The sequence below is a fragment of the Nocardioides montaniterrae genome (genome assembly GCF_054782655.1).
On sequence record NZ_BAAGSB010000001.1, the window covers coordinates 92,394 to 109,980 of the forward strand.

Annotated in this window: 15 protein-coding genes; 8 read left to right on the plus strand and 7 right to left on the minus strand. The window is 70.9% G+C overall.

Going from position 1 to position 17,587, the window contains the following annotated elements; genetic code table 11:
• Nucleotides 1-73: 73 nt before the first annotated feature.
• Both ACYVJ3_RS00440 and ACYVJ3_RS00445 read right to left on the minus strand, forming a co-directional pair.
• Nucleotides 74-733, minus strand: coding sequence for a LuxR C-terminal-related transcriptional regulator (locus ACYVJ3_RS00440; protein WP_460850502.1), 660 nt, complete (start codon nucleotides 731-733; stop codon nucleotides 74-76).
• Nucleotides 730-1,995: an ATP-binding protein gene (locus ACYVJ3_RS00445; RefSeq protein WP_460850503.1), complete on the minus strand. Its 1,266-nt coding sequence runs from the start codon at nucleotides 1,993-1,995 to the stop codon at nucleotides 730-732. The genes ACYVJ3_RS00440 and ACYVJ3_RS00445 overlap by 4 nt, the downstream gene beginning before the upstream one ends.
• 145 nt (nucleotides 1,996-2,140) lie before the next feature.
• Here ACYVJ3_RS00445 and ACYVJ3_RS00450 point away from each other — a divergent pair, with 145 nt between their 5' ends.
• On the plus strand, nucleotides 2,141-3,379 hold the full coding sequence (locus ACYVJ3_RS00450; protein ID WP_460850504.1) for a PspC domain-containing protein: 1,239 nt from the start codon (nucleotides 2,141-2,143) through the stop codon (nucleotides 3,377-3,379).
• Nucleotides 3,376-3,636 (plus strand): hypothetical protein, encoded by a 261-nt coding sequence (locus ACYVJ3_RS00455; RefSeq protein ID WP_460850505.1) that lies wholly within the window; start codon nucleotides 3,376-3,378, stop codon nucleotides 3,634-3,636. The genes ACYVJ3_RS00450 and ACYVJ3_RS00455 overlap by 4 nt, the downstream gene beginning before the upstream one ends.
• On the opposite strand, the gene npdG is transcribed toward ACYVJ3_RS00455, so the two are convergent.
• Nucleotides 3,611-4,288, minus strand: a complete 678-nt coding sequence (npdG, locus tag ACYVJ3_RS00460) for an NADPH-dependent F420 reductase (protein ID WP_460850506.1) — start codon at nucleotides 4,286-4,288, stop codon at nucleotides 3,611-3,613. The two genes, ACYVJ3_RS00455 and npdG, sit on opposite strands and share 26 nt — an antisense overlap.
• 69 nt (nucleotides 4,289-4,357) lie before the next feature.
• On the opposite strand from npdG, the gene ACYVJ3_RS00465 reads away from it, so the two are divergent.
• From ACYVJ3_RS00465 to ACYVJ3_RS00480, 4 genes are all read left to right on the plus strand, one after another.
• The gene (locus tag ACYVJ3_RS00465; RefSeq protein ID WP_460850507.1) at nucleotides 4,358-5,395 is read left to right on the plus strand and encodes an LLM class F420-dependent oxidoreductase; all 1,038 of its coding nucleotides are present in this window, start codon (nucleotides 4,358-4,360) and stop codon (nucleotides 5,393-5,395) included.
• Nucleotides 5,396-5,611: 216 nt separating this feature from the next.
• Nucleotides 5,612-6,742, plus strand: a complete 1,131-nt coding sequence (locus ACYVJ3_RS00470) for a hypothetical protein (RefSeq protein ID WP_460850508.1) — start codon at nucleotides 5,612-5,614, stop codon at nucleotides 6,740-6,742.
• A 92-nt stretch (nucleotides 6,743-6,834) separates the two neighbouring features.
• On the plus strand, nucleotides 6,835-8,976 hold the full coding sequence (locus ACYVJ3_RS00475) for an MMPL family transporter (protein WP_460850509.1): 2,142 nt from the start codon (nucleotides 6,835-6,837) through the stop codon (nucleotides 8,974-8,976).
• Between the two features lie 74 nt (nucleotides 8,977-9,050).
• Entirely contained in the window at nucleotides 9,051-11,579 is a 2,529-nt protein-coding gene (locus tag ACYVJ3_RS00480; RefSeq protein ID WP_460850510.1) for a bifunctional FO biosynthesis protein CofGH, read from the plus strand.
• Here the strand turns inward: ACYVJ3_RS00480 and ACYVJ3_RS00485 are convergent.
• From ACYVJ3_RS00485 to ACYVJ3_RS00500, 4 genes are all read right to left on the minus strand, one after another.
• Nucleotides 11,524-12,147, minus strand: a complete 624-nt coding sequence (locus ACYVJ3_RS00485) for a DUF4126 domain-containing protein (protein ID WP_460850511.1) — start codon at nucleotides 12,145-12,147, stop codon at nucleotides 11,524-11,526. The two genes, ACYVJ3_RS00480 and ACYVJ3_RS00485, sit on opposite strands and share 56 nt — an antisense overlap.
• Before the next feature lie 46 nt (nucleotides 12,148-12,193).
• Nucleotides 12,194-13,609: a sugar ABC transporter permease gene (locus tag ACYVJ3_RS00490; protein WP_460850512.1), complete on the minus strand. Its 1,416-nt coding sequence runs from the start codon at nucleotides 13,607-13,609 to the stop codon at nucleotides 12,194-12,196.
• A 10-nt stretch (nucleotides 13,610-13,619) separates the two neighbouring features.
• Nucleotides 13,620-14,399, minus strand: coding sequence for an ATP-binding cassette domain-containing protein (locus ACYVJ3_RS00495; protein WP_460850513.1), 780 nt, complete (start codon nucleotides 14,397-14,399; stop codon nucleotides 13,620-13,622).
• A gap of 99 nt (nucleotides 14,400-14,498) precedes the next feature.
• Entirely contained in the window at nucleotides 14,499-15,689 is a 1,191-nt protein-coding gene (locus ACYVJ3_RS00500) for a sugar ABC transporter substrate-binding protein (protein ID WP_460850514.1), read from the minus strand.
• 167 nt (nucleotides 15,690-15,856) lie between these two features.
• Here ACYVJ3_RS00500 and ACYVJ3_RS00505 point away from each other — a divergent pair, with 167 nt between their 5' ends.
• Both ACYVJ3_RS00505 and ACYVJ3_RS00510 read left to right on the plus strand, forming a co-directional pair.
• Complete coding sequence (locus ACYVJ3_RS00505; protein WP_460850515.1) at nucleotides 15,857-17,026, plus strand: ROK family transcriptional regulator; 1,170 nt, start codon at nucleotides 15,857-15,859, stop codon at nucleotides 17,024-17,026.
• A 77-nt stretch (nucleotides 17,027-17,103) separates the two neighbouring features.
• Entirely contained in the window at nucleotides 17,104-17,556 is a 453-nt protein-coding gene (locus tag ACYVJ3_RS00510) for a DUF5709 domain-containing protein (RefSeq protein WP_460850516.1), read from the plus strand.
• Nucleotides 17,557-17,587: the final 31 nt, after the last annotated feature.

Genomic DNA, 17,587 nt, shown 5'->3' on the forward strand with positions numbered 1-17,587 from the left:
AGGTGCAGAAAGCGGGGCCGTAGACGGGCGAACAACGTGTTACTTAACGAGCTGCGGGCGCGTCCGACCGACCTCAGAGCAGCTTGCGGTCCGAGGCCCACCGGGCCAGCTCGTGGCGCGAGGAGAGCTGCAGCTTGCGCAGCACCGAGGACATGTGGGTCTCGACCGTCTTGACCGAGATGAACAGCTCGCCGGCGACCTCGCGGTAGGAGTAGCCGCGGGCGATGAGCCGCATGACCTCGCGCTCGCGTTCGGTCAGGCGGTCGAGGTCCTCGTCGATGGCGGCGACGTCGGGCGCGACGCCGGTGCCGGCGAAGGCGTCCAGCACGAAACCGGCCAGTCGGGGCGAGAAGACGGCGTCGCCGTCGGCGACGCGGCCGATCGCGTCGACGAGCTCAGGTCCGGTGATGGTCTTGGTGACGTACCCGCGGGCGCCGCCGCGGATCGTGCCGATGACGTCCTCGGCCGCATCGGAGACGGACAGCGCGAGGAACTTCGGGCCGTCGTGGCCGACCTGCTTCATCACCTCGACACCACCCCCGCCCGGGAGGTGTACGTCGAGCAGCACGACGTCGGGAGCGGTCGCGGCGATCGCGGCGACCGCCTCGTCGACGTCGGCCGCCTCGGCCACGACCTCGACGCGGCCGGCACCGACACCGCCCAGCTCGGCCGCGACCCCGCGCCGGAACATCGCGTGGTCGTCGACGACGACGACCCGGATCAGCTCGCTCACTTCTCCTCCTTCGCACTACCCGATCGAGACGGCAGCCGCAGCCTGACCTCGGTGCCCTCACCCTCGGCGGACCGCACGACCGCCGATCCCCCGTGGCGCTCCATCCGGTCGACGATGCTGCCACGCACACCCTGCCGGTCATCGGCGATCGCGTCGACCGCGAACCCGCGGCCACGGTCGCGCACGAACACCTCGGCGAGGTCCTCGCCCGCCTCCGCGAACACGTCGACGCGGGCCACGTCCGCGTGCTTGGCGGCATTGGTGAGTGCCTCGCGCGCCGCCTGCACCAGCGGGCGCACCCGCTCGCTCATCGCGACGTCGCCGACGGCGACCACATCGACCTTGACGGCGTACGCGTCCTCGATCTCGGCGGCGACCGCACGCAGCGCCCCTGCCAGCGTGGTGTCGCCGATGGTCTCGGCCGAGAACAGCCACGACCGCAGGTCACGCTCCTGCGAGCGGGCGAGGCGGGCCGCGTCGGCGGGGTTCTTCTGGATCAGCGCCAGGGTCTGCAGCACAGAGTCGTGCAGGTGGGCCGCGACATCGGCACGTTCCTGGGTGCGCACGCGCTCCGCTCGCTCGTCGGCGAGCTCGGTGGCGATGCGGCGTACCCACGGGACGGCGACGAACCCCAGCCCCGCCAACGCCAGGAACACCGCGATCGTGACGTCGCGGATCACCGTCAGCGAGCCGCCCCGCAGCACCAGCAGCAGCACGACCGAGCCGAGGATGAGCAGCACGCCGACCGCGAGACGGGCGTACGACGCCCAGCCGCCGTCGCCCACCACGATCCGGACCAGGTCGATGCGACCCGACGCGTCCAGCCAGCGCTCTCGCTGGGCCTCGTCGGCCTGACGCCAGAGCAGCGCGACGCCGACGATGCCGAGCGCCAGCGGCCACCACAGCCAGCCGGTGCCGAACAGCGCCTGCGCCAGGAACAGCCCGGCGATCGCGAGCGCGCCGAGCACCACGACCGGTCCGACGTCCCCGAGACGCCGCATCCGGCCCGGGCGGCGACCGCCGCGGGTGGCGCTGGCCAGGCCGGGCGACTCCTCGGCCGGCCTGCGTCCGGGGAGCATCAGCCACAGGGCGGCGTACAGCGCGAGGCCTAGGCCACCGAACCCGGTCGCGACGACGAAGAACAGCCGCACCCAGAGCACCGGGACGGCCAGGTGCGCGGCAAGGCCGGAGGCGACGCCACCGGCGACCTGACCCTCGAGATCGCGGTACGCGCGGCGTACGCCGGGAACGGTGGCACTCATGATGGGGTCAACTCTCACACAGCGACGCGCCCCTGAGCAGGGGGAACGACCCTGACCCGACCCCGAGTCCCTCCGCGGGCGCGGCGGCCAGGATCAGGGCGGTCCCCGATGGCGCGCAACCCCTCCCGGCCCCGAGGCTTGACCCATGACCACTCCACCGAACGGCACCTCCACCGAGGAGCCACAGGCGTCCGGCCCCGCCGAGCCCGGCCAGGGCCCGCGGGTGACCGGTGACCAGATGCGCGACCTCTCCCGGATGCGCCGCAACATCGGCGACCGGCACCTCGCCGGCGTCGCCGGCGGCATCGCCCGCCACTTCGACATCGACCCGCTGGTCGTGCGGGTCGCACTGGTCGTGATGGTGTTCTTCGGCGGCAGCGGCGTCCTGCTGTACGGCGCCGGCTGGCTGCTGATCCCCGAGGAGGGCACCCGCCGCGCGATCATCCCGCTCGACTCCCGCACCCGGAACGTGGCGCTGTGGATCGCCAGCGGCCTGGCCGCGCTCAGCGCGCTCGGCGACTCGGTCGGCCAGTGGCACTTCCCCTGGCCGGTGGTGGTGATCGGGCTCATCGTCCTGTTCGTGCTCTCCAAGACCCAGCACGGCCGCCGGTTCGGGCAGGACTGGACCCCCGAGCAGAAGCGCGAGTACGCCGAGCAGGTCAAGGCCGACGTGCACGCCCGGGTCGACCAGCGGATCCAGGCGAAGATGGAGCGGATCAACGCCAAGATCGAGAACCGGTACGCCGAGACCGACCGCTACCTCCGGCCGCCGCGCGACCCGCGGCGCCGTGGACCGGTCCTCTTCGGCTTCACCCTGGCGCTGTGCGCGCTGGTGGTCGGCACCCTGATCACCGCACACCTGGCGGGGGCGCACATCGTGCCGTCGGCGTACCCGGCCTCCGTGGCGGCGGTCTGCGGCGTGATGCTCCTGGTCAGCGCGTGGTACGGCCGCGGCGGCGGACTGCTGGTCGTCGGCATCGCCGCCCTCGTCGCGACGCTGTTCGCCTCCACGACCGGTGGCTGGACCATCGGCCGTGAGAGCGTCCACCCGGCGGACGCGGCGTCGGTCAGCGACCGGTACCGGATCGGGATCGGCGAGTACGACCTCGACCTGAGCGACGTGCAGGACCTGTCGGCCCTCGACGGTCGCACCATCGACCTCGTGGGACGCGTCGGGCACCTGATCGTCACCCTGCCCGCGACCGGCCTGGACGTCACGGCGTACGGCCAGATCAAGGGCGCCGGCGAGACCATCGGCTTCGGCAACAGCCACCGCGACAGCTCCACCTACACCCTCGACGGCGGCACGAACGTTCCGAGGCTGACCATCGACGCCCAGCTGACCTTCGGTCAGATCGAGTTCCGGACCGAGGAGAAGCGATGAGCGAGAACGAGCCCACCCCGATGGTCGAGGAACCGTCCCGAGCCCCGGAGCCCCGCTCCGGCGCGCACCCGGTCCACATCCCCCACCTGGTGATGGGGCTGGCGATCCTCGGCCTCGTCACCGTCTGGGCGCTCCTGGTCCCCCTCGACGCCGTCGACCTGCACGACGCCCGGTGGCTCCTCCCGCTGCCCTGGCTCATCGCCGGCGCAGCGGGCCTGCTGGCGACGATCTTCAGTCGGCGACCGGAAGGCCGGTGACCCGGATGCCGGCGTGGGCCTTGTACTTCCGGTTGATCGAGATCAGCACGGCGGTGAAGGGCTCCAGCTGACGGGCCAGGCGCAGCTTGCCGCCGTCGATGCCGACCCGGCCGGTCACGGCGGCGGCGAGCTCCATCGCCACCTCCTTGGCCTCCACGACGTCGCCGACGACGATGACGTCCTCGTCGAGGTACTCGTCGTCGGACCAGAGACCGACCGCCGAGACGTTGTGGAAGGCCCCGACGACGGTGGCCTCGGGAGCGAGCTCCTGGGCCGACTCGGCGGCCGAGCCCTCACCGTTGTTGATCACCTTGCCGTGGGCGCCGCGCTTGTCGAAGGCCAGCGGGTTGACGCAGGAGATGACGGTCTTGCCCGCGAGGTCGAGGGAGGCGACGAGCTCGTCGTGACCGTCGTACGGGATGGCCAGCAGGACCACGTCGCACTGCGCGATCGCGCCGGCGTTGTCCGAGCCGGTGACGGTGCCGGCGCCGGCGACGCCGGCCAGCTTCTCGGTGACCTCGGCGGCGACGGCCTCGCCCTTCTCCGCGGCACGCGAGCCGAGGACGACGTCGTGGCCGCCGCGTGCGAAGCGGTAGCCCAGTCCCTTGCCCTGCGGTCCGGTGCCACCGATGACTGCTACGCGCTGAGCCATTCGACTCTCCTCTGATCGTGATGTGCGAGATCGTTGCAATGCTGACAGTAATACTGTCACGATTGCGGCATGAAGCTGTCCACCACCCTTGTGTACGCCGGCAACCCCCGCGAGTCAGCCGACCAGGTCGTCGCGCTCGAGAAGGCCGGCCTCGACCGGATCTGGGTCGCGGAGCCCTACGGCTTCGACACCCCCACCCTGATGGGCTACCTCGCCGCCAAGACCGAGACCGTCGAGATCGCCGCGGGCATCCTCAACGTCTTCTCCCGTACGCCGGGGGCGCTGCTCCAGACCGCGGCGGGACTCGACAACGTGTCCGGTGGGCGTGCCGTCATCGGGCTGGGTGCCTCCGGCCCGCAGGTCATCGAGGGCTTCCACGGTCTTCCCTACGACCGGCCGCTGCAGCGCACCCGCGAGGTCATCGAGCTGCTCCGCATGGGCCTGCGCGGCGAGCGCCTCGAGCTGGCCGGCAAGACGGTCACGGTCCCGCTCCCCGAGGGGCAGGGCCTCGGCCTGGGCAAGCCGCTCAAGCTGCTCAACAAGCCGGAGCGTGCCGACGTACCGATCTGGGTCGCGGCGCTCGGCGACAAGAACGTCACCATGACCGCCGAGATCGCCGACGGCTGGCTGCCGTTCCTCTACTACCCCGAGAAGGCCGGCGAGGTCTGGGGCGAGGCGCTCGCAGCGGGCAAGGCCAAGCGCTCGGCCGACCTCAAGCCGCTCGACATCGCGGCCGGCGGCATCTGCGCGGTCGGCGAGGGCCCGGAGACCAAGGCGATGCTCGACCTGATGCGTCCGACGTACGCCCTCTACGTCGGCGGCATGGGTGCGCGCGACAAGAACTTCTACAACCAGCTCGCCTGCCAGTACGGCTTCGAGAAGGAGGCGGCCGAGATCCAGGAGCTCTACCTCTCGGGCAAGAAGAAGGAGGCCGAGGCGGCCGTCCCGCTGGAGTGGCTCGAGGCCGGCAGCCTGGTCGGGCCGGAGTCCTACGTGAAGGAGCGCATCGCCGCCTTCAAGGAGTCCGGCGTCACCGACCTCCAGATCATCCCCGCCGCCGCTGACCCCGCCGGCCTGGTCGCCCAGGTCAAGGAGTGGATCAGCTGATCCGGCCGGTGCGCCGGAGGTTTGGCGGCCGGGATCCCGGAACACGATGGCTGTGTGTCCGGGACCCAGCCGCCGCCCCCGCCGTACCAGCGTCCGATGCCGCCCAGCCCGCCTCCGGGCCCGCCGCCCGGCATCCCGACGTACGTCGTCCCGCCGACTGCACCGCCGCCCCCGGGGCCGCCGCCCCCGGGGCCGCCGCCAATGGGGCCGCCGCCCATGGGCCCGCCACCGGGGCTCGGCTTCGGCCAGGCCCCGCCCCCGCCCCCACCGCCGCGGCGGCGGTGGCCACTCGTCGTTGCCGCGCTGACCGCGTTGCTGCTGGTCGTGGGGCTCGGCATCGGCGGCTGGGCCTTCGGCACCGGCCGCCTGGGCTTCGGCCCGCTCAGCAAGGACGACAAGGCCGCCGCGAAGGCGATCGCCGACGGGGCCGACGACCCGAGCTGGGCCGACGACGCGCAGCGCTCGTGCGCCGCGACCAAGCTCCTCCACGCGCACCGCTCGGGTGACCTGCTCGACCGCGGCGTCGTCGAGCACGACGGCGACGGCTGGCGGTTCACCGACGAGTGGGACACCGACACCGCCCGGGCGTACGCCGACGGCGTGCTCGAGTGCTCCGACGACTGGAAGAAGCAGATCGCGAGCAGCTGGCACCTCGACGACACCGGCTGCCTGGACGACGTCGGTCGCTCGAGCGTCGCCGACAGCCTGCTGACGACCGTCGTCCTGGTCGACGACAAGGAGGCCTCCGCCGTCCACGACGCCGCGGCCGCCAAGCTCGACAAGTGCTACGGCGGCAAGCTCGACGCGATCACCGTCAGCGCGCACCCCGGCGATCGTGCGGTCGAGTTCCACCTGACCCTGCCCGAGGCGGCCAACGCCGAGACCTCGGTGAGCGTCGACGGCCCCGACGGGACCGAGCAGGTCGCCGGTACGTCGTACCACGCCAAGACCGAGGAGGGCGGCGACCGCGTGTGCATCGACGTCACCCTCGAGGCCCACTACGGCTGGGGGTCGAAGGTGACCTCCGGCCCGACGCACGCCTGCGGCAAGGCCAAGCCCAAGCGGTTGTGGTGGACCCGGCTGCCGCACTGCAGCTACGAGGCCGGCTGCATCAGCTGGGGCCTGCACGCCTCCGGCTTCGCGACCGGCGTCGAGACCCTGCGGATCACCTCGGCCGCCGGCGACTGCCCCTTCGCGAGCGGCGACTGCACCAAGTCGGCCATCATCGGCAGCGACGGGCGCGGCTTCGACAAGGGGATGGTGCTCGAGGTGACCGGCGGCGCGGGCCGTCGTACCGACGACATCATCGCCAAGATGGGCGGTCTCACCGCGCGCCTGCACGAGTGACCTCGGAGCAGGTCTGTCCGAGGCAGCTGCCCGGGGCGAATCAGGGATCATCCTGATGCCGGATGTCGGCGGTCGGTGGAAGAGTCCTGCCCATGCACCGTCAGATCGCCGGCAAGCTCACTGGTCCCATCACCAAGTGGATCGTCCTGCTCATCACGCTCGCGGCAACCGTCGGCCTCGGGCTGCTCGGCACGAAGCTGGGCGACGTCAAGAACAACGAGGCGACGTCATGGCTGCCCGGCTCCGCCGAGGCCAGCAAGGTCGCCACCGAGCTGTCGAAGGACGTCGACCCGAATGACATCCCGACGCTGGTCGTCTACTCGAAGCCGTCGGGGCTCACGAAGGCCGACCTCGCGGCCATGGACGCCCAGGCGGCGCAGATCGCCAAGATCGACGGCGTCACCCGGGCCGGCGTCCTCACGCCGGACGCGGCCGACGCGCTCCGGGCGCATGGCAAGCCCGCACCGAAGCTGCTGTCCGCGGACCGACAGGTCGCCTACTCCTACTTCACCCTCAACTTCGGCAAGGCCGGTTGGTCCGAGGTGCCCCACCTGACCGACAAGGTCAAGGACATCGCCAAGATCGACGGCGTCAAGGTCCAGATCGGCGGCATGGGTGGTCAGGCGGCCGACTTCGCGTCGTCTTTCAGCAACTCGCACAGCCAGATGATCTTCTTCACCTTCCTGGCCGTGATCGTGATCCTGCTGCTGACCTATCGCAGCCCGGTGCTGTGGATCCTGCCCATCGTCAGCGCCGCCATCGCGTTCCTCTGTGCCCAGGGCACGGTCTACCTCGCGGCGAAGTACCTCGACGTCACCGTCAACGACCAGAGCCAGTACATCCTCGGCATCCTGGTGATCGGGGCCGGCACCGACTACGCCCTCCTCCTCGTCGCCCGCTACCGCGAGGAGCTGCGCAACTTCGAGGACCGGCACGAGGCGATGGCGCACGCGCTGCACCGCGCCGCGCCCGCTGTCATCGCCAGTGCTGCCACGGTGGCGCTGGGCCTGCTCTGCCTGACCGTCGCGGACCTGAACTCGACCGCCGGCCTCGGTCCGGTGCTCGCGATCAGCGTGGGCGTCACGCTCCTGGTGATGGTCACCTTCTTCCCCGCGCTCCTGGTGGCCTGCGGTCGCTGGGTGTTCTGGCCCAAGCGCCCCCGGTACCGCTCCGTCGAGCCCACCGAGAGCGGCCTGTGGGCGCGCGTGGGTGCCCGCATCAGCAAGCGGCCGCGCGCCGTCTGGCTGGTGACGGCGGTGATCCTCAGCGCCGCGTGCGTCGGCCTGACGACGCTGGACACCAGCGGCCTCACCACCAAGGACTCCTTCACCACCAAGCTCGACTCCGTCGACGCCCAGCAGCTGCTGCTCGAGCACGGCCTGGGCGACAGCTCGAACAAGGTCCAGGTCGTCGCCGACGACTCCGCCGTCGCGTCCGTGCTGGACGCCCTCAAGGGCGTCGACGGGCTCAGCGACGCGACCGCCCCGAAGCAGCTGGGCAACGGCCGCTCCTGGTTCGAGATGAACATGAAGTACGACGCCTCGTCCGAGCGGGCCTTCGACGTCATCAAGGCCGCCCGCGCGGCGGCTGATGTCGGCGGCGGTGATGCCCTCGTCGGCGGCACGGCCGGCTTCTACCTCGACAGCGGGATCGCCTCCCACCACGACAACCGGCTGATCATGCCGATGGTCCTGCTCGTCGTGCTGCTGGTCCTGATGGTCCTGCTGCGGGCACTGGTCGCCCCGCTGCTCCTGATCCTGACGGTCGTGCTGTCCTTCGGCGCCGCGCTCGGCATCTCGGCGCTGCTGTTCAAGTACGTCTTCGACTTCCACGGGGCCGACCCAGGCTTCCCGCTGTTCGCGTTCGTGTTCCTGGTGGCTCTCGGGGTCGACTACAACATCTTCCTGATGACCCGGGTGCGGGAGGAGACCATCAACCACGGGACCCGCAAGGGGTCGCTGGTGGCGCTCTCCTCCACCGGCGGCGTGATCACGTCTGCGGGACTCGTGCTCGCCGCGACGTTCCTCATGCTGGGAACGCTGCCGATGGTCTTCCTCGCCGAGCTCGGCACGGCGGTCGCACTCGGTGTCGCGCTCGACACGATGATCGTCCGCTCGGTGCTGGTGACCGCGCTCAACCTCGATCTCGGCGACAAGATCTGGTGGCCGAGCAAGCTGGGCCAGGGTGCCGTCTCGGCGCCCGAACCGCTCGAGCCGGTCGAGCAGCCCGTCTGAGCGATGGCATTCCGGGGTCCGCAGTGACATGGAACATGTTCTAGGTCACTGCGGGCTCCGATATCGTCGAACCGATGTCCCCCACGCCTCAGCAGATCCGCCGCGCGCTGGCGCGCGCCGAGCGTGGCGCCGCGCTCGATCCCGACGAGGCCGCCGCGCTGCTCGCGGCGACCGGCGAGGAGCTCGACCGGTTGACCACGGCCGCCGCGAAGGTCCGCGACGCGGGCCTGCGTGCGGCCGGGCGCCCCGGCGTCGTGACCTACTCCCCCAAGGTCTTCATCCCGATCACCAAGCTGTGCCGGGACCGCTGCCACTACTGCACGTTCGTGGAGACGCCGACGCAGGCAGCACGGGAGGGGCGGGCGCCGTACCTCTCCCCCGACGAGATCCTCGACATCGCCCGCCGCGGTGCGGAGATGGGCTGCCTCGAGGCGTTGTTCACGCTCGGCGACCGCCCGGAGGACCGCTGGCCCGAGGCGCAGGCGTGGCTCGACGAGCAGGGCTACGACTCGACGCTGGCCTACATCCGGGCGATGGCGATCCGGGTGCTCGAGGAGACCGGCCTGCTGCCCCACCTCAACCCCGGCGTCATGTCGTGGGAGGAGCTCAACCGCCTCAAGCCGGTCAGCCCCTCGATGGGGATGATGCTCGAGACGACCTCGCGCCGGCTGTTCGAGACCAAGGGAGAGGCGCACTTCGGCTCCCCCGACAAGGACCCCGCGGTCCGGCTGCGTGTCCTCGAGGACGCCGGCCGCCACGGCATCCCGTTCACGACCGGCCTGCTGGTCGGCATCGGCGAGACCCTCCAGGAGCGGGCCGAGACGATCTTCGCGCTGCGCGCGAACCTGCGGGCGTACGCCGCCGTGCAGGAGGTCATCGTCCAGAACTTCCGGGCCAAGCCCGACACCGCGATGCGCCACCAGGACGACCTCGGCCTGGACGAGTACCGCGCCGCGCTGGCCGTCACCCGGCTCGTGCTCGGTCCGAAGGCCCGCATCCAGGCGCCGCCGAACCTGGTCGACCTCGCCGAGTGCAGGGCCCTGTTGGAGGCCGGCGTCGACGACTGGGGCGGCGTCTCGCCGCTGACTCCCGACCACGTGAACCCCGAGCGGCCGTGGCCGTCGCTGGAGCGGTTGCGTGCGATCACCGCCGAGTGCGGCTTCGAGCTGAAGGCGCGACTGACGGTCCACCCCGAGTACGTCCTCGGCGCTCTCGAGCGCGGCGAGGCCTGGATCGACCCGCGGGTCGCCAGCCACGTGGCCGCTCTCGCGGGGCCCGACGGGCTGGCCATCCCCGGCGTACGCCCCCAGGGGCTGCCGTGGCAGGAGCCCGACGGCGGCTTCGACTCGACCGGTCGGACCGACCTGCACGCGGCCGTCGACACCGAGGGCCGCACCGACGACCGTCGCTCCGACTTCGGCAGCGTGTACGGCGACTGGGCCTCGGTCGGCGAGGCCGCGAAGCAGACCGGTGCCCCCGCCGTGCTCCATGCCGAGGGCGGCGACGCCCTGCGTGCTGCCGAGGCCGACCCCGGCAGCCTGTCCGACGAGCACGCCCTCACCCTGATGACCGCCGAGGGCGACCTGCTCCGCCAGGTGACGCGCCTGGCCGACGACCTGCGGCGCGAGGTGGTCGGCGACGACGTGACGTACGTCGTCAACCGGAACATCAACTTCACCAACGTCTGCTACGTCGGCTGCCGGTTCTGCGCGTTCGCGCAGCGGCGTACCGACGCCGACGCCTACTCCCTGTCGTACGACGAGGTCGCCGACCGCGCGCAGGAGGCGTGGCACCTCGGCGCCACCGAGGTCTGCATGCAGGGCGGCATCGATCCCCAGCTCCCCGCGAGCGCCTACTTCGACATCGCGCACGCCGTGAAGCAACGCGTGCCCGAGATGCATATCCACGCCTTCAGCCCGATGGAGGTCGTCAACGGCACCGCCCGCACGGGGCTGTCCATCGAGGACTTCCTGATCAAGGCCCGCGAGTCCGGCCTGGGCAGCCTCCCCGGGACGGCCGCCGAGATCCTCGACGACGAGGTCCGCTGGGTGCTCACCAAGGGCAAGCTGCCGACCCGCACCTGGATCGAGATCGTCTCCACGGCGCACCGGATCGGCCTGCCGACCACCTCGACGATGATGTACGGCCACGTGGACAACCCGCGTCACTGGGTCGGCCACCTGAACGTCCTCAAGGGCATCCAGGACCAGGCGCTCGAGCACGGCAACGCCCGGTTCACCGAGTTCGTGCCGCTGCCGTTCGTGCACACCTCCGCGCCGATCTACCTCGCCGGCGTCGCCCGACCGGGCCCGACGCTGCGCGACAACCTCGCGGTCCACGCCATGGCGCGGATCATGCTGCACGGTCGCATCGACAACATCCAGACGTCCTGGGTCAAGCTCGGTGTCGACGGCACCCGCGCGATGCTCAACGCCGGCGCCAACGACCTCGGCGGGACGCTTATGGAGGAGACCATCTCGCGGATGGCCGGCTCCGAGCACGGCTCGGCCAAGACGGTCGCCGAGCTCGAGGAGATCGGCGCCGGGATCAGCCGACCGGTGCGGGAGCGGACGACCCTCTACGGCGCTCCCACCAGGCCCTGAACCTGCGCCAGCCCCGCCGGATCGCGCGCAGCACCAGGAACAGGACCACCAGCCCGACCACCAGCAGGACCAGGGCGACGACCGCCGCAGCGACCGGATGGTTGACCGCGAACGTCATGACCGCCAGGACCAGGCCGTCCTCGCCGAGCGAGAGCCCGATGTTGGTGAACGGCTCGGGCGAGGTGTTCGCCGCGAGGCGCGTGCTGGCCTTGGTGACGTGCGCACCGAAGGCGCTCGTCCCGCCGATCACTCCGCCGAGGACCTGGTTGAAGGAGTCGCCGAGGCTCTGGGCGTCACCGGCGATGAGCACGCCGAGCGTGGCACCGACCGCGGGACGGATCACGGTGGAGACGATGTCCCACACGCTGTCGACGTACGGGATCTTGTCGGCGACGAACTCGAAGGCGTACATCGCGGCAGCGACCGCGAGCACCGGCCAGGAGCCGAGCACGTCGGGGATCCGGTCGATGTGCCCGGTCCGATCGGCGATGCCGAGCACGAGGACGACCAGGTAGCTGTTCAGGCCGCTGGCCCACCCCGAGGTGAGGCTGAGCGCGAGTGACTCCATGGCGGGAGGTTATCCCCGCCACGGAGTCACTCCTGGAAGGCGCTGATCAGGACGTGCGCGCCCGCCGCCGCGAGATGGCGTCGACGCCGGCCGCCAGCAGCAGGACCACACCCGTGATGACCTGCTGCCACTGCGTGTTCGGGTTCTGCTGCAGCAGGATCCCGTTGGGGATGATCGTGATGACCAGTGCGCCGATGACGGCGTCACGCGGGCGACCCCGTCCGCCGAAGAGCGACGTACCGCCGATGACCGCGGCGGCGACCGAGAACAGCAGCACGTTGCTGCCACCGAGGTCCTGCGAGGCCGAGGACTGGCTCGACGCGAGCAGGATGCCGCCCAGCGCGCCGAACGCCGAGCACAGCGCGAACGCGGTGACCCGCATGTGGGTCACGTCGACACCCGCACGGCGCGCGGCCTCGGCGTTCCCGCCGGTCGCGTAGAGGTGCCGGCCCCAGGTGGTCTTGGTCAGGGCGATGGTGCACAGGATCATCAGCACGATCACGATCGCCGCCGGCACCGGGATGCCCTCGATGATCCGGCCGCGCGGGTTGCGGTTGCTGCTGGCCAGCCAGGTGATCACGATGCCGATCAGGCCGAGCGTCCCGCACCGCACGAGGACCAGGGCGACCGAGTCGCGGGTCAGGCCGGCGGCCCGCGCCCGCAGCGTCGACCACAGCGAGTAGAGGAGGTACGCCGCCACGATGACGATCGTGAAGACCCAGCTCCACAGCACCGAGAGGTTGCCGTAGGTCAGGTTGTGCCACAGCTGGTAGTTGGAGGTGTTCACCGGCTGGTTCTTGAGGGCGAACTGGATGACGCCCTGCCAGGCCAGGAACAGCGCGAGGGTGACGATGAAGCTCGGGATGCCGACCTTCGCGACCAGGAAGCCGTTGAAGATGCCGATGGCGGCACCGATGCAGATCGCGGCGATGAGCGCGAGACCGAGGTGCTGGGTCAGGTTGGTGACCACGAGGACGAAGCCGATGGCCGCCACGACCGAGGCCGACCAGGCCCTGAGCCACACGCCGATCGCGACGCACACGGCCAGGCCGATCACGAGGAACCAGTAGAGGGCACCGGGCAGGGAGTGGTGCAGGTTGCCGTTGAAGGCGCCGACCGCGGCGAACGTCGCGCAGGCGCCGCCGGCGGTACCGGCGGAGAGGTCGATCTCGCCGAGCAGCAGCACGAACACCAGGCCCAGCGCGATGACCGCGATGTAGGCGCCCTGGGTCGGGATGTTGCCGATGTTGCTGCGGGACAGGAAGCGGTCGCTGACCTGGGCGAAGATGACGCCCAGCACGATGATGCCGACCAGCGAGGGCAGCGCGCCCGGCTCGCCGGAGCGCAGCTTGGTGACCCAGCCGCGGAAGGCCTCGCCGATCGAGCGCTCCTCGACGTCGAGGGAGAACTCGCTGGCTCGCTCGGAGCCGGCGGGGGCGGTGGTGGAGGTGTTCGCAGACATCCCGGTCTCCTCAGATGCTCTCGTTGACGGTCGCCGGGGCGAGCCCCAGGCCGTCGCTGCGGCCGGCGGTGATCAGCTCGACGATCTGCGTCGTGGTCGTGTCGGTCGTCTTCACCTCGGCGGCCACACGGCCGAGGTAGAGGGCCACGACCCGGTCGGCGACCTCCATGACGTCGTTCATGTTGTGCGAGATGAGCACGACGCCCAGGCCCTGGTCGGCGAGCCGGCGTACGAGGTCGAGCACCTGGCGCGTCTGCGCGACACCGAGCGCGGCGGTGGGCTCGTCGAGGAAGACGACCCTGCTGTTCCAGAGCACCGCCTTGGCGATCGCGACGGTCTGCCGCTGGCCGCCGGAGAGGTTCGCGACGAGCTGGCGCACCGAGGAGACGGTGCGCACGGACAGGCTGGCGAGCGTCTCGCGCGCCTTCTTCTCCATCTCGCCGTCGGAGAGGAACGCCCGGCCGGTCGTGAGCTCGCGGCCCAGGAACATGTTCTGGGTGATGTCGAGGTTGTCGGCCAGCGCGAGGTCCTGGTAGACGAACTCGATGCCGAGGTTGGTGGCCGCGCGCGGGTCGTGGATCGTGACCGGCTGGCCCTCGAAGCGGATCTCGCCGCTGTCGATCTGGTTGATGCCGGCGAAGCACTTCACCAGGGTGGACTTGCCGGCGCCGTTGTCGCCGACGAGTGCGGTGACCTCACCGGGATGGACGGCGAAGTCGACGTCGTGCAGGACATGGACGGCGCCGAAGCTCATGTTGAGCCCACGCGCCTCGAGGAGGGGTTCGGTCACGGGTCTTTCCACTTCGTGTCAGGTTGCGCGGTGGTGGGGCACGGCGTACGCCGGCGGCCGGTCTCGGTCCGACCGCCGGCGTCGATCACCGGGCTCGGGTCACTTGACGCCGAGCTTGTCGCAGGCGGCCTGTGCGCCCTTGCAGATCTCCGAGGCCTTGAGCGCCCCGGCCTTGACCACGTCCTCGAGGTTGGCCTGGGTGATGACCTGGGCCGGCAGCAGGAGGGCCTGGACCTTGTGGCTGGCGGACTGCGGGTCGGAGAACGCAGCCAGCGTCAGTCCGGCCTGGCTCGGGTCCTTGCCCTGGATCAGCGCGATCGCCAGCTGGGCGGCCGCCGCGGCCTCGAGCTTGACGTTCTTGAAGATCGTCATGCTCTGCTTGCCGTTGACGATGTTCTGCAGGCCCTCGACGCCCGAGTCCTGACCGGTCACGACGACCTGGCCGTCCAGACCCTGGTTCTTCAGGACACCGATGACGGCGTTGGCGATGTCGTCGTTGGCCGCGAGCACACCATCGACCTCGTTGCCGGCAGCGGTCATCGCCTGCTGGAAGGCCGGGGCCGCGTTGCTGACGGTCCAACCCTTGACGACCTGCTCGTCGACGATCTTCGCGCCGCTGCCGTCGAGCACCTCGTGAGCACCCTTGGCGAACAGCACCGCGTTGTTGTCCACGTCGGTGCCGCCGTCCATCATGATGATGTTCGGCTTGTCGACGCCCTGCGCCTTGAGGCAGTCCAGCATCGTCTGCGCCTGCAGCTTGCCGACGTCCTCGTTGTCGAAGGAGACGTAGTACGGCGCGGTGCCGCCGAGGTTGATCCGGTCGTAGTCGATGACCTTCACGCCGGCCTGGTCGGCCGCCTTCTCGACTCCGGCACCGGATGCCGCGTCGATCGAGTCGATGATCAGGACCTTCACCCCGTCACCGATCATGTTCTGCGCGATCGACAGGAAGCGGTTCTTGTCGCCCTGGGCGTTCTGGACCTCCGCGGTGATGCCCGCGTCGGTCAGCGCCTTGGTCAGCAGCGGCTTGTCGTAGAGCTCGTAGCGGGTCGACGAGGTCGTGTCGGGCAGGATCACGCCGACCTTGCCCGAGGCCTTGCCGGTCGACGAGCCGGCGGGCGGAGCGGCGGCGCCACTCGTGGGCGGGTTGCTCAGCGAGCACGCCGCACTGATGTCGGCGGCACCCGAGCCACCGCCGTTGTCGCTGTTGCTGCCACAGGCAGCGAGACCGGTCGAGCCGGCCAGGAGCGCGGCCACCACGAAGGCGCTGCGACGGAATTGGTTGGACATGATCCTCCTCGACGAGAACGGCTGAGATTCCCCCGTTGTTCGAGTTCGAGTGTCGTGGGTCACAGCGTAATGGTCAAGCCCTGAACACAAACCGAGACATTTTTCGACCAACACGCCGTTTCTAGTCAGTCCTTGACCAATAGTCGGGCTGCGTGCAGGGTTCTCGTATGAGCGACGCCACCGAACTCCCCACCGGGTCCGGTGCCGCGTTGCGCCACGCCAACGAGCAGCGGGTCCTCGACGTGCTCCGCCACGCGACGCCCGACGGGGGCAGCTCGGCCACCTACACCCAGGCCGAGCTGGCCCGCGCGACGGGCCTGGCCCGCGCCACGATCTCCAACATCGTGCGGGAGCTGACCGCCGGCGGGCTGCTCGAGTCCGAGGCGGGCTCCGGACGACGAGGTTCGGCGGTTCGCCTCGCCGCCAGCGCCGGCGTCGTCCTCGGCGTCGACTTCGGCCACAGCCACGTCTCGGTCGCGGTCGGCGACCTGACCGGCCGTCTCCTCGACGAGGAGCGCCACGTCCTGACCACCCCCCTCGAGCCCCAGGCCGCGCTCGAGCGCGCCCACCGCATCGCCGCTCGGCTGATCCCACGCGGCGCCACGCTGCGCACCGTCGGGCTCGGGCTCCCCGCCCCCGTGGTCGGCAGCAACGTCGACAGCCCCGCGATCTTCCCGGGCTGGCGCGACGTGGACGCCGTGTCACTGGCCGGGGACACGTTCGAGGCACCGGTCGCGGTCGACAACGACGCCAACCTGGGAGCGCTGGCCGAGCACCGCCTCGGGGTGGCACGCGGGTGCAGCAACATCGTGTTCGTGAAGGTCTCCTCCGGCGTCGGCGCGGGCCTGGTGCTGGACGGCCGCGTGTTCCGCGGCTCGCAGGGCACGGCAGGCGAGATCGGACACCTCACCCTCGACGAGCAGGGCCCGTTCTGCCGCTGCGGGAGCCGCGGCTGCCTGGAGGCGTACGCCTCGACGTCCAGCCTGGTCGACATGCTGGCCGGCCAGCTGCCGGGTGCCGACTTCGACGCGATCGTCGCCGCCGCCGGTCGGGGCCACGTGTCCGCGCGCCGCGCGCTCGAGGACGCGGGCCTCCACCTCGGCTGGGCACTGGCGACCATCGTCAACCTGATCAACCCCGAGGTCGTCGTCCTCGCCGGCGACATGGCTCGGGCCGGCGACGCCGTGCTCGAGCCGACCCGCGTCGGGTTGCGCCGCCACGCCCTCGACTCCGCCGCCGGCACCCCCGTGCTGACCAGCACCCTCGGCGAGCGCGCCAGCCTGGTCGGCGCCCTCCTCCACGCCGCCGAGAGCACCGAGCTGCGCATCACGGCCTGACGGCGGCGTACGTCCTCGCCCCTTCCACGGGGTTGCCAGCGGTCGTAGGTTGGGCGGAACGACGAAGGAGGTGCGAGATGACCGCAGGTGACCGTGAGGCGTACGGCGACTACAGCATCGACGACGAGGACCAGCTCGAGCCTGGTGACACCCTCGAGGGCGATGACGTCAAGGACGAGCTCGACCGCGGCTACTCACCGCCGGAGCGCTACTCCTCCGCACAGCGCTGGGGCAACACGCCCTGGGAGGCCGAGCACGCCCAACCGCTCGCGGACCGGCTGGCCATGGAGGAACCCGAGACCGACCCGTACGCCGAGGACGACACCGACGAGTGCGAGTCCCCCGGCGAGCACGAGGTCGGCTCGCGCCGTGCCGGCCGCCTGGTCGCCCACGACAACGGCGACCACGTCGAGCAGGACGTCTGGGGCGACGACGTCGGCATCGACGGCGCCGCCGCCTCCGCCGAGGAGGCCGCGATGCACATCATCGACGGCGACGAGGACGGTGACGACGAGGTCGAGAGCGACTGATCGTTCGAACGACCTCATGCCGCGCCCGGGC